We start from the raw sequence: 13,050 nt of genomic DNA on the forward strand, positions 1-13,050 counted from the left end.
CCTGGCCCGGCGCCGGCCCGACGGCAGCCTGGAGTTCCTGGGCCGGGCCGACGACCAGGTCAAGATCCGCGGCTACCGGATCGAACTCGGCGAGATCGAGAGCGCCCTCGTCGCCCAGCCCGAGGTCCTCCAGGCGGTCGTCGTCGTCCGTGACGACACCCTCGTCGGCTACGTCGTACCGGCCGGGGACCACCCGGTGGAGCCCGCGCGGCTGCGGGACCGGCTCGGGCGCGACCTGCCCGGCTACATGGTCCCGGCCGCCTACCAGCGCATCGGGAAGCTGCCGCTGACCGCCAACGGCAAGCTCGACCGGCGTGCCCTGCCCGCCCCCGACCGCACCGCCTACGCCCGCGCCGCCTACCTCGCCCCGCGCACCCCGGCCGAGGAACGGACCGCCGCCGTGTGGCGGGACGTGCTCGGTGTCGAGCGGGTCGGCGTGCGGGACGGCTTCTTCGACCTGGGCGGCGACTCGGTGAAGGCGGTCGCGGTGGCCGGGCTGATGCGCGAGGACGGCCACGACGTCACCGCGCGGGACGTGCTGGAGGACCAGACCGTCGAGGCGCTGTGCGCCCGCGCGGCCGCCTCGGGCGCCCCGGCGGCGACCGTGGTGCCGGTGGCGCCGTTCGCGCTGCTGTCCGCCGAGGACCGGGCCGCCCTGCCGGACGGCCTGAGCGACGCCTACCCGCTCACCCAGACGCAGACCGGCATGCTCGCCGAGATGCTCTCCGCCGACGGCGGGCCGCTCGCCTACCACCGGGTGTCCTCGGTGCGGATGGGCGCCGACGAGCCCTTCTCCCGCGAACCCCTGCACCGGGCCGTCCAGGAGCTGGTCCGCCGGCACGAGGCGCTGCGCACCACGGTGGACGCGGAGTCGTTCGGCACGCCCCTGCAACTCGTGTGGGCCACCGCCCCGGTGCCGCTGCGCGTGGTCGACCTGACCGGCCTGGACCCGGACGGACAGGACCGTGCGCTGCGGGAGACGCTGGCCGAGGAGGGCCGTACCCCGCTGCCGCACGACACCGCGCCGCTGCTGCGCCTGCTGGTGCACCGGCTCGGCGCCGGCGCCTGGCAGCTGACGGTCACCCAGTCCCACCTGATCGTCGACGGCTGGACCTTCGCCACCCTGCGCGGCGAACTCCTCGCCCTGTACCGGGCGTTCCGCGACGGCGACCCGGTGCCGCCGTACGAGCCGCCCGCTGTGCGGTTCGCCGACACCGTGGCCGCCGAGCTGACCGCCCTGGCCTCCGAGGAGGACGACGCCTACTGGCGCGAGGCCGTCACCGGGCACGTCCCGTTCGCCCTGCCGCAGGGCTGGGGCGAGGGTCCGGGCGGCGCGCGGGACGGCTACCAGCTGCGCGTCCCGGCGGGCGACCTCACCGACGGCCTGCGTGCTCTCGCGGCGGCCGCCGGCGTGCCCGTCAAGAGCGTGCTGCTCGCGGCCCACCTGAAGGTGCTCGCCGGACTCACCCCGGAGACCCGCTTCTCCTCCGGCGTCGTCACCCACTGCCGGCCGGAGGCGCCGGGCGCCGACCGCGTCTACGGCACCCACCTCAACACGCTGCCGTTCCCGGCCGGCCCGCTGCCCGCCCGCTGGCGGGAGTGGGTGCGCCAGGTCTTCGACCGGGAGCTGGAGGTGTGGCGGCACCGGCACTTCCCGATGCCGGCCGTCCAGCACCGGTACGGCGACGGGGCACGACTGGTCCAGGTGTACTTCAGCTACGAGGACTTCGGCGTCCCGGACACCGCGCCGGCCCGCGACGGCGACGGCGGGGCCATGGGCTCCAGCCACGACGAGTTCCCGCTGGCCGTCACCGCGGGCGGGGAGGAGATCGTCCTCGACGTCGACGGCCGCGTGATCGGCCGCGCGCACGGGGCCCGTCTGGTCTCCCTGTACCGGACGGTGCTGGAGGCGATGGCCGCCGACCCGGACGGCGACGCCCGTACGGCGGTGCTGCCGGACGGCGAACGGGAGCTGCTCGCCCGCTGGTCCGCCCGCCCCGCCGAGCCGCCCGCCTGGCTCCCGCCCGGCCGCTTCGAGGAGTGGGCCCGCCGCACCCCCGGCGCGACCGCCGTCGTCGTGGACGACGAGGCGGTGCCGTACGGCGAACTCGACGCCGCCGCCAACCGGATCGCGCACGAGCTGCTCGCGCTGGGCGTCGGTGCCGGGGCGACCGTGGGCCTGCTGCTGGGCCGCGGACGCGACCTGCCGGCGGCCCTGCTCGGAGTGTGGAAGGCCGGCGCGGCCTACCTGCCGCTCGACGCGTCCTTCCCGCCGGAGCGGCTGGGCCGGCTGCTCACCGACTCGGGCGCCGCCGCCCTGGTCACCGAGTCCGCGCACACGGCGGACGGCGCACCGTTCTTCGACGGGCCCCTCGTGCTGCTCGACCGGGACCGGGAGCGGATCGAGGCCCGGCCGGACACCGCGCCGGAACGCGCCGACGACCCCGACGGCATCGCGTACGTCATCTACACCTCCGGCTCCACCGGCCGGCCCAAGGGCGTGCAGATCACCCACCGCGGGCTCGCCAACTTCCTGCGCTACATGGCGGACACCTATCTCGCCGACGGCACGCACGGGGCGCCCGTGTTCTCCTCCGTGGCCTTCGACATGGCGGTGGCCGGCCTGCTGGCCCCGCTGATGGCCGGACGGACCGTCCACCTCTTCCCGCACCACCGGCAGCTGGACGAGCTGGGTGCCTGGCTGGCCAAGAGCGGCCCGTTCGACTTCGTCGAGCTGACCCCCGGCCACCTGGAGCTGATCTCCGCCCAGTCGGGCGGCGAGACCGCGAGCCCGATCGCCCGGGCGCTGGTGGTCGGCGGGGAGACGGTGACCGCCCGGAGCGTGGCGCAGGCCCGCCCGCTGCTGGACGCCGGCGGCCGGGTGGTCAACTCGTACGGCCCCACCGAGGCGTCGGTGGTGAGCAACGAGTTCGTCGTCCCCGACCCGTTCCCGGGTGAGTCCGTACCCGTCGGCGGGCCGCTGCCGGGCGTCACCGCGCACGTCCTCGACGCGTGGCTGAACCCCGTACCCCTGGGCGTGACCGGCGAGCTGTACATCGGCGGTGCCGGCGTGGCCCGCGGCTACGCCGGCCGGCCGGCGCCGACCGCCGAGCGGTTCGTCCCCGACCCCTACGGCTCGCCGGGCGCCCGGCTGTACCGCACCGGCGACCTCGCCCGGGTGCTGCCGGACGGCTCCGTGGACTTCCTGGGCCGCGGCGACGGCCAGGTCAAGATCCGCGGCTACCGGATCGAACCCGGCGAGGTCGAGGCCGTGCTCGTCCGGCACCCCGGGGTCGCCGACGCCCGGGTGGTGCGCTGGGGCGACGGCCCGTCCGACGCCCGGCTGGTGGCCTACCTGGTCGCCGACGGGCAGGGCGCGCCCCCGGCGGCGGACGAGCTGCGCGAGCTGCTGTCCCGGCAGCTGCCCGCGTACATGGTCCCCTCGGCGTTCGTGACGCTCGACGCGCTGCCGCTCACCGCGAACGGCAAACTCGACCGGCACCGCCTGCCCGCCCCCGACGACACCGCCTACGGACGGCGCGGCACCGAGGCCCCGCACACCCCGACCGAGCAGTGGCTGGCCGGCGTGTGGGCCGAGGTCCTCGACGTCGAACGGGTGGGCCGCACCGACCGGTTCTTCGCCCTCGGCGGCCACTCCCTGCTGGTCTTCAAGGTCCTGGCGGCGGCCCGCCGCGCCGGGTACCCGCTGTCCCTGCTGACGCTCTACCGCGACGACAGCCTGCGGGCCGTGGCCGCGGCCGTCGACACGGCCCGGGCCGCCGCACCGGACGAACGGGAACCGGCGTCCCGGGCCGGGACCGCCGCGGCCGGCACGGCCGGCCCCGGCTCACCGGAGTCGCTGCTCGCCGCGCACGTGCCCGGCGTCAGCCTCGCCGTCATCGCCGACGGCGAGCTGGTGGACGTCCGGGCGGAGGGCGTGCTGTCCGCCGACGGCGGCGGCGAGGTCACGGCGCACACGCCGTTCCAGGCGGGCTCCGTGAGCAAGCTCGTCACCGCGCTGGGCACCCTGCGGCTGGTGGACGAGGGCGTGCTCGACCTCGACCGGGACGTCGACGCCTACCTCACCGGCTGGCGGCTCCCCGACGGCACCGGGGTCACACTGCGCCGGCTGCTCGCGCACCTGGCCGGGCTGACGCCCACCCCGAGCACCGGCCAGCGGCGCGGAGAAGCCCTCGTACCGCTGCCCGAGCTGCTGGCGCCGGTCCGTACGGAACTGCCGCCCGGCACCGTCTTCCGCAAGGCCAACGTGCACTACTCCGTGATCCAGCAGGTGCTCGCGGACGTCACCGGCGAGAGCCTGGAGGCGCTCATGCGGCGCCTGGTGTTCGAGCCGCTCGCGATGACCGGCAGCAGCTTCGACCAGGCCTGCCCGGAGCGCGGCGCCCACCCGGTGGCGCGCGGGCACGACGCCGACGGGCGGCCGGTCGACGGCGGCTGGCGGCAGTGGCCCGACACGGCGGCCGCCGGCCTGTGGACGACCGCCGCCGACCTGGCCAAACTGCTGCTGGAGATCCGCCGCTCCCGGCTCGGCCGGCCCCTGGCGCTGCTCCGTCCCGGCACCGCCGAACAGCTGCTGACCCCGCAGCACCCGCACAGCGGCTACGGGCTGGGCGCGGTCGTCGACGACCTCGGCACCGACGTGCAGTTCGGGCACGGCGGCGCGGGCGACGGCTACCACGCCCTGGCCATGTGCCGCATCGGGCAGGGCAGCGGGTTCGTGGTCCTCACCAACGGCGACGCCGGTGCCGAGGTCGCCAGACGCTGTGTGCCGCTGCTGGACGCCCGGCCCGCGGACCGGTCGCGGTGAGCGCGGTCGGCGGGCCGGCCGTCACCGCCGGCCCGCAGCCGCCGCCCCCGCCGCTGCGCCGCAACCGGGACTTCCTGCTGCTGTGGCTCGGCGCGGGCCTGTCGGTGCTCGGCGACCGCGCCGCCACCGTGGCCTTCCCGCTGCTGATGATCTGGTACAGCGGCTCGCCCGGCCAGGCCGGCCTGGTGGGGTTCGCCGGGCTGCTGCCGATGCTGCTGTTCCAGCTGCCGGCCGGGGTGCTGGTCGACCGGCTGGACCGCCGGACCACGATGGTCGTCTGCGACCTCGCCGGGCTGGTGGCCATGGTCAGTCTGGCCGTGGCGCTGCTGCACGGCACGCTGTGGCTGGCGCACATCATGGCGGTGGCGTTCGTGGAGGGCACCGCCTCCATCTTCTACCGGCTCGCGGAACGGGCCGCCGTGCCCCACGTCGTCGGCACCGGGCAGGTGTCCACCGCGCTGTCCCAGAACGAGGCCCGGGCGCGCGCCGCCGGCCTGCTCGGGCAGCCGCTGGGCAGCGCGCTGTACGGCGCGGCCCGCTGGTCGCCGTTCGTGGCCGCCGCGCTCGGCCACCTGCTCGCCCTGTCGGGCCTGCTGCTGATCCGCAGGAAGTTCCAGCGCCCGCGCGACCCCGCCCCGTGGCGGCCGCGCGCCGAACTCGCCGAGGGGTTCGCCTGGTTGCTGGGGCAGCGGTTCCTGCGGGCGGCGATTTCCCTGGTCGCGGTGACCAACATCCTGTTCCAGGCGCTCACTCTGGCCCTGGTCCTGGTCATCAAGGAGGGCGGCGGCTCACCGGCCGAGATCGGGATCATCGGGGTGGTCTCGGGCCTCGGCGGCATCGCGGGCGCCCTCACCGGCTCGCACGTCGTCCGGCGGCTGCGCCCCGGCACCGTGATGATCTGCGTCTTCGCCGTCTGGACGCTGCTGATGCCGCTGGTCGCGCTGACCGCCGACGTGGTGCTGCTCGGCGCCCTGTTCGCCGGGACCTCGTTCGCCGGGGCGGTGCTGAACGTGATGGCCGGCGTCTACCAGGTGCAGGCCACCCCGGACGAACTCCAGGGCCGGGTCGGCGGCGTCGCCGGACTGCTCAGCTCCGGGGCGAGTTCGCTGGGCTCGCTGGCGGGCGGCTACGCGCTGGAGCGGACCGGCCCGACCGGCACCCTGATCGGCGTCGGGGCGGTCATGGCGGCGACCACGCTCGCCGCCGCGCTGATCCCGTCGGTGCGCACCGCGCGCCGCCCCGGGGCCGCGCCGTCCGCGCCACCGGCCCCGTCCGGTCCGCCCGGTCCGTCCGGTCCGTCCGACACCCACTGACCACCTCGGTATAGGTCCGCTATCGGCCCGCTATCGGCGCACTGACCAGCATCAGCCGGAGGCGGGCCGAGGGACCCCTCGTGCCCTGGCCCGCCCGCCGGGGCGGCCAGAGCACCGCCGATCCATGGGGAGAAGCTATGAACGCGTCGCCAGACCTGTCCGCGCCGGGGCCGCTGCCCGCCCGCATCGCGCTCCAGGCCGCCGCCACCGCCGGGTCCGTCGCGGTCGTCGACGGCGAGCGCGAGCTGACCTACGGCGAACTGGACCGGCGGGCCAACCAGCTGGCGTGGTCGCTGCTGCGCGCCGGCGCCGACGCCCGCACCCCGGTCGGCGTGCTGCTGCACCGTGACGCCCGGCTCGCCGTCGCCCTGCTGGCGGTGTGGAAGACCGGCGCCGCCTACGTCCCACTGGACCCCGAGCACCCCGCCGCCCGCACCGAGGACATCCTCGCCGACACCGGCGCCCGGTACGTCGTCACCGGCCCGGAGCACGCCCACCGGGTCACCGGCGGGATCCGCGCCGTCACCGTCGATCCCGCCCTCACCGCCCTGGACGGCCTGCCCGACACCGCACCCGGTCTCGACATCGCCGGCCCGCAGCCGGCCTACGTGCTGTACACGTCCGGGTCGACGGGCCGGCCCAAGGGCGTCGTCGTCCCGCACGAGGGCCTCGCCAACCAGGTCGCCTGGCGGGTGCGCACCCACGGCCTCGGCCCCGCCGACCGGGTGCTGCACAAGACCCCCGTCACCTTCGACGCCGCCGGCTGGGAGATCTTCGCCCCGCTCGCCTCCGGCGGCACCGTCGTGATGGCTCCCGCGGGCGCCGAACGCGATCCCGCCCTGCTGCTCGACACGGTGACCGGCCACCGGGTCACCGTGCTCCAGGTCGTGCCCTCGCTGCTGCGCCTCCTCGCCGACGACCCCGGCTGGTCGCGCTGCACCACCCTGCGGCTGCTGTCCTGCGGCGGCGAACAGCTGCACGCCGAGCTGGTCCGGCGCTTCCTGTCCCGGCTGCCCGAGGACGCCGTACCGCCCGAGGTGTGGAACACCTACGGCCCCACCGAGTGCTCCAACGAGGTCGCCGGCCACCGCCACGACCCGCTCCAGCGCACCGGCCCGGTGCCCGTGGGCACGGCCGTGGACGGCCTGCGCCTGCTGGTCCTGGACCCGGACGGGCACCCGGTTCCGGCCGGTGGGCAGGGCGAGCTGTACGTCGGCGGCATCGGCCTCGCCCAGGGCTACCTGGGCCGCCCGGACCTCACCGCGGAACGCTTCGTACCCGACCCGTCCGGGCCGGCCGGCGCCCGCCTGTACCGCACCGGCGACCTGGTGCGCGCCCGGGCCGACGGCGCCCTGGTGTACACGGGCCGGGCCGACGACCAGGTCAAGATCAACGGCGTGCGGATCGAACCGGGCGAGGTGGAGGCCGCGCTGGAGGCCCACCCCCGGGTCCGGGAGGCCGCCGTCACCTCCTACCGGACGCCCGGCGGGGCCACCCGGCTCGCCGCCCACGTGCGCTTCGCCGACGGCGGCGGCCCGGACTGGCCGGAGCTGCGCGGCTTCCTCGCCGGCCGGCTCCCGCACAGCCACCTGCCCGCCGTGTGCCTGCCCGCCGACTCCTTCCCGCGCACCGCCAGCGGAAAGCTGGACCGGCGCGCCCTGCCCGCACCCGCCGCGCACGACGGCCCGGTCGAGGCACCCTCGACCGAGGCGGAGGAGCTGGTCGCCGCCGTGTGGCGGGACGTGCTCGGCGTGCCCGCCGTCGGCCCGCACGACGACTTCTTCCGGCTCGGCGGCTCCTCCCTGCAACTCACCGTCCTCGCCAACCGGCTGCGGGCCGCGACCGGCCGCCCGGTGGAGCTGTCCCGGCTGCTCGCGGCCACCACGGTCGCGGCACAGGCCCGGCTCGTCACCCGGGACGCCGACCCGGTGCCCGCCGTACGGCCCGTGCCCCGCACCGGTGCGCTGCCGCTCTCGCCCGGTCAACGGCGGCTGTGGCTGCTGGACCGGATCGACCCGCGCGGCCGCGAGTGGGTGACCGGTGTGTTCCTGCGGGTGCCGGCCGGCGAACCGGACGCACGCGTGCAGGCCGCCCTGGACCTGCTCAGGGCCCGGCACGAGGGGCTGCGCACCCGGTTCGTCACGGACGCCGGCGGCGAGCCGGCACAGCTGGTCGACCCGCCCGCGCCGATGGAGCTGCACCGCGTGGCGGTGCCCCGGGACCGCGTCGGCGAGGTCGTCGAGGACAGCGCCCGGCAGGGCTTCGACCTCGAGAAGGGCCCGGTCGTCCGCGCCCTGCTGATCGGCACCCCGGACGGCACCGGCGAGCGGACGCTCGTCCTGCTGATGCACCACATCGTCGCCGACGGCTGGTCGGCGACCGTGCTGCGCGAGGAGTTCCACACGGTGCTGCGCGCCCTGCGCGAGGGCCGCGACCCGGAACTGCCCGAACTGCCCGTGCAGTACGCCGACTACGCCGTGTGGCAGCGCGGCCGGCTGACCGAGGACGTCGTCGCCCGCGAACTGGAGCACTGGAAACGGGTGCTGGCCGGCGCCGAACCGCTCGCGCTGCGCACCGACCGGCCCCGGCCCCCGGTGCGCGACGCGCGCGGCGCGGTCGTCACCTTCACCGTCCCCGCGGACGTCACCGACGCGCTCGCCGAGCTGGGCCGGCGCGCCGACGCCACCCCGTTCATGGTGCTGCTCACGGCGTTCTCGACGCTGCTGGCCCGGTACACGGCCCGCTGGGACGTGGTGGTCGGCGCCCCCGTGGCGGGCCGGGAGCGGCCGGAGGTCGAGGGCGTCGTCGGGTTCTTCCTCAACAGCCTGGTGCTGCGCTGCCCGCTGGACGGATCGCTCACCTTCGCCGAGGCCCTGGACCGGGTCCGGGACGTGTGCAAGGAGGCCTTCGGCCACCAGGAGCTGCCGTTCGAGGAGCTGGTGGCCGAACTGGCCCCCGAGCGGGACCCCTCGCGCACCCCGCTCTACCAGGTGGCGTTCGACTACCACGACGAGGCGATGACCGGCTCCGCCGCCGACGCCGGCGAACTGGACGCCGTCGTCGAGGTGTCGTCGGTGGCGAAGACCGATCTCACGCTGTACATGCGCCGGCAGCCCGACGGCACCCTGCTCGGCGCGCTGGAGTACGCGAGCTCCCTCTTCGAGCCGGCCACCGTGGAGCGGATGGCGGCACACCTCGGGCAGCTGCTGTCCGACGCGGCCCGCACGCCCCGGCGCCGCCTGGACGCCCTCGACCTGCTGCCCGCCGCCGAACGCGCCGCGCTGGCCCGGCTCAACGACACCGTCGCCCCCGCACCGGACCGGTCTGTGCCCGCCCTGCTGGAACAGGCCGCGCGGACGGCCGCCGACCGGCCGGCGCTGATCGCGGACGGCGCCGAGGTCACCTTCGCGGAACTGGAGCGCCGGGCCAACCGGCTGGCCCGGCAGCTGCGGTCGCGGGGCGTGGGACCCGAGACGGTCACCGCGGTCCTGCTGGACCGGGGCACCGACCTGCCGGCCGCGCTGCTCGCGGTGTGGCGGGCCGGCGGCGCCTACCTGCCGCTGGACCCGGCGACCCCCGCCGACCGGCTGGGCCGGGTCCTGGCCGACGCCGGCGTCCGGACCGTGCTCACGCAGTCGGCGCACCGGGGCCTGCTCCCGCCCGGATTCACCGGCGAGGTCGTCGCCGTCGACACCGACGCGGCCGAGATCGCCGCCCGGCCCGACGGCCCCCTGGACCACCCCGGGCACCTCGACCCCCGGCAGGGACGCGACCTGGACCTGCTGGCCTACGTCATCTACACCTCCGGCTCCACCGGTTCGCCCAAGGGCGTGCAGATCACCCACCGGGGCCTCGCCAACCACCTGCGCTGGGCCGTCGAGGAGCTGGCCGGGCGCGGCAGCGGCGGCGCCGCCCTGTTCTCCTCGGTCGCGTTCGACCTCGTCGTACCGAACCTGTGGGCACCGCTGCTCGCCGGCCGGCCCCTGCACCTGCTGCCGCACGACCTGGACCTGTCCGAGCTGGGACGCCGGCTGGCGGCGGCCGGCCCGCTGTCCTTCCTCAAGCTGACCCCCGGTCACCTGGAGATCCTGGCGCAGCAGCTCGACCCCGAACGCCTCGCCAAGCTCGCCTCCGTCGTCGTCGCCGCGGGCGAGGCCCTGCCGGCGGCCCGCGCGGACGCCTGGGCCCGCGCCCTAGGCCCGGGCCGGCTGGTCAACGAGTACGGCCCCACCGAGGCGTCCGTCGGCACCTGCACCCACCCCGTGACGGCGCCGGTCACCGGCACCACGGTGCCCATCGGGCGCCCGCTGCCCGGGGTCACGATGCACGTCCTGGACGACCTGATGCGTCCCGTGCCGGCCGGTGTCGTGGGCGAGCTGTACGTGGGCGGCCTCGGCCTGGCCCGCGGCTACGGCGCCCGGCCGCGGGCGACCGCCGCCGCGTTCGTCCCCGACCCCTACGGCCCCGCGGGCGCCCGCCTCTACCGCACCGGCGACCTGGCCCGGCTGCTCCCGGACGGCACGGTGGACTTCGTGGGCCGGCGCGACGGCCAGGTGAAGATCCGCGGCCACCGGGTGGAGACCGGCGAGGTGCGGGCCGTGCTGGAGCGGCACCCGGCGGTGCGCGAGGCCGTGGTCGTCGCGGTCGAGGACGGCGCCGGCAGCCACGCCCTGGCCGCCTACTGGGTGCCCGCCGGAGCCGGCGAGGCGGCCGAACGGCTGCACGGGGAACTCACCGCGCACTGCGCCGGACTGCTCCCCGACTACATGGTGCCGGGCAGCCTCACGGCGATCGGCTCCGTCCCGCTGAACGCCAACGGCAAGCTGGACCGGGCCGCCCTGCCCCGGCCGCGCACCGAGGCGCCCGCCGGCGACGAGGAGCCGGACGGCGTCGTCGAGGAACGGCTGGCGGAGATCTTCACCGAGCTGCTCGGCGGCCGGGCCGGCCGGCACACCCACTTCTTCCGGGCCGGCGGCAACTCGATCCTGGCGATCCGGCTGATCGCGCAGATCCAGGACGCCTTCGAGATCGACTTCCCCGCCCGGGCCGTGTTCGAGGGCGCCACCGTCGCCGAACTGGCGGCGGCCGTCGAGGCGGAGGTGCGGGCCGAGATCGAGCGGATGGCGCCGGCCGAACTGATCGAACGGGCCCGGCAGCTGGACGAACAGGAACCGGACCGGTGACCGCAGCGGACCGGGACGCCCCCGCGTCGCACAGAAAGCGAGATGGGATGACCGAGGAAGAGTACGTCTCCAGGCTGATGGCCTTCGTCCGGGAGGAGATCCTCCCGGCGGACCAGGCGGCCGGGTTCACCGACACCTTCCCGCTGATGGAGTCCGGGGTGCTGGACTCGCTGCGGGTCGCGCTGCTGCTCACCCACATCCGGGACGAGCTGCACGTGCACGTGTCGCCCGCGCTGATGGACACCGACCACTTCAAGGACGTACGGACCATCGCCCGCATGCTGCACGAGCTGTCGGCTGCCGGGCAGAAGGAGGCAAGGGCATGAGCACGGACTTCGATGTCGCGGTCGTCGGCGGCGGACCCGCCGGTTCCACGATGGCGTCCTACCTCGCCCGGGCCGGACTGTCGGTGGCCGTGTTCGAGGGCGACACCTTCCCCCGGCCGCACGTCGGCGAGTCGCTGGTGCCGGCCACCACGCCCGTGCTGCACGAGATCGGCGCCCTGGAGAAGATCGACGAGGCGGGCTTCCCGCGCAAGTACGGGGCGTCCTGGACGTCGGCCGAGTCCCGGGACATCCCCGTACTGGACTACAAGGGGCTCACCCACGGCTGGACCGCCGACATCGCCTTCGTCGAACGCAACCAGCCCGGCGTCGACCGCGACTACACCTACCACGTCGACCGCGGCCGCTTCGACGCCATCCTGCTGCGCCACGCGGCCGAGCAGGGCGCGACGGTGGTCAACGGGGGCCGGGTGCTGGACGTCGCCTTCGACGACCCCGAGGCCGTCGAGCTGACCGTGCGCACGGCCGGCAAGGAGACGCGGTACACCGCCGGGATGGTGGTCGACGCGTCCGGCCGGCAGACCCTGCTGGGCCGCCAGCTGAAGGTGAAGGTCGCCGACCCGGTCTTCGACCAGTACGCGGTGCACACCTGGTTCGAGGGCCTGGACCGCGCCGCGATCGCCCGTGACGCCGCCCAGGTCGACCACATCTTCGTGCACTTCCTGCCCATCCAGGACACCTGGGTGTGGCAGATCCCGATCACCGACACCATCACCAGCATCGGCGTGGTGACCCAGAAGAAGCGCTTCGCCGCCGCCGGCACCGACCGGGAGGACTTCTTCTGGGAGTTCGTCGGCAGCCGGCCCGAGCTGCACGACGCGCTGCGCGGCGCCCGCCGGGTCCGCGACTTCAAGGCCGAGGGCGACTACAGCTACGCCATGAAGCAGATCTGCGGCGACCGGTTCGTGCTCATCGGGGACGCCGCCCGGTTCGTCGACCCGATCTTCTCCAGCGGGGTCAGCGTCGCCCTCAACAGCGCCCGCATCGCCGCCCAGGACATCATCGCCGCCCACGCGGCCGGCGACTACACCCGCAAGCGGTTCGAGACGTACGAGAGCAAGCTGCGCCGCGCCGTGCAGTACTGGTACGAGTTCATCTCGATCTACTACCGGCTGAACGTGCTGTTCACGGCCTTCGTGCAGGACCCGCGTTACCGCGTCGACGTGCTGAAGATGCTCCAGGGCGATGTGTACGACGGCGAGGAGCCCAAGGCGCTGACCGCGATGCGGGAGGTCGTCCGGGAGGTGGAGAACAACCCCAAGCACCTCTGGCACCCGTACCTGGGCACGCTCCGGGCGCCCGCCTCGGCGCCCGCGTTCTGACCCGCCGGACGCACGGCGGAAGGGCCGCCCACCGGAACTCCTCCGGTGGGCGGCCCTTCC

General features: G+C 75.7%; 5 protein-coding genes. All 5 read left to right on the forward strand.

The window, feature by feature from the left end; all coding sequences use genetic code 11:
• On the forward strand, positions 1-4,828 hold a 4,828-nt coding region (locus IG05_RS0113165; protein ID WP_158838858.1), incomplete at its 5' end, for a non-ribosomal peptide synthetase.
• The gene (locus IG05_RS0113170) at positions 4,825-6,141 is read left to right on the forward strand and encodes an MFS transporter (RefSeq protein WP_063760083.1); all 1,317 of its coding nucleotides are present in this window, start codon (positions 4,825-4,827) and stop codon (positions 6,139-6,141) included. The genes IG05_RS0113165 and IG05_RS0113170, both read left to right, overlap by 4 nt.
• A 137-nt stretch (positions 6,142-6,278) precedes the next feature.
• Positions 6,279-11,324 carry a non-ribosomal peptide synthetase gene (locus tag IG05_RS0113175; RefSeq protein WP_037813685.1) on the forward strand — a complete coding sequence of 1,682 codons (5,046 nt, stop codon included), beginning with the start codon at positions 6,279-6,281 and terminating at the stop codon, positions 11,322-11,324.
• A 47-nt stretch (positions 11,325-11,371) separates the two neighbouring features.
• Positions 11,372-11,650, forward strand: coding sequence for a hypothetical protein (locus IG05_RS0113180; RefSeq protein ID WP_030342221.1), 279 nt, complete (start codon positions 11,372-11,374; stop codon positions 11,648-11,650).
• Complete coding sequence (locus IG05_RS0113185; RefSeq protein WP_030342223.1) at positions 11,647-12,990, forward strand: NAD(P)/FAD-dependent oxidoreductase; 1,344 nt, start codon at positions 11,647-11,649, stop codon at positions 12,988-12,990. The genes IG05_RS0113180 and IG05_RS0113185 overlap by 4 nt, the downstream gene beginning before the upstream one ends.
• The last annotated feature ends 60 nt before the right edge of the window (positions 12,991-13,050 follow it).

Source organism: Streptomyces sp. NRRL S-1022 (assembly GCF_000720135.1).
Classification (GTDB): domain Bacteria; phylum Actinomycetota; class Actinomycetes; order Streptomycetales; family Streptomycetaceae; genus Streptomyces.

Excerpts from the sequence above, each read along its gene's own strand:
- IG05_RS0113185 (WP_030342223.1), top strand. The coding sequence starts at position 11,647 with ATGAGCACGGACTTCGATGTCGCGGTCGTCGGCGGCGGACCCGCCGGT.
- IG05_RS0113180 (WP_030342221.1), top strand. The coding sequence starts at position 11,372 with ATGACCGAGGAAGAGTACGTCTCCAGGCTGATGGCCTTCGTCCGGGAG.
- IG05_RS0113175 (WP_037813685.1), top strand. The coding sequence starts at position 6,279 with ATGAACGCGTCGCCAGACCTGTCCGCGCCGGGGCCGCTGCCCGCCCGC.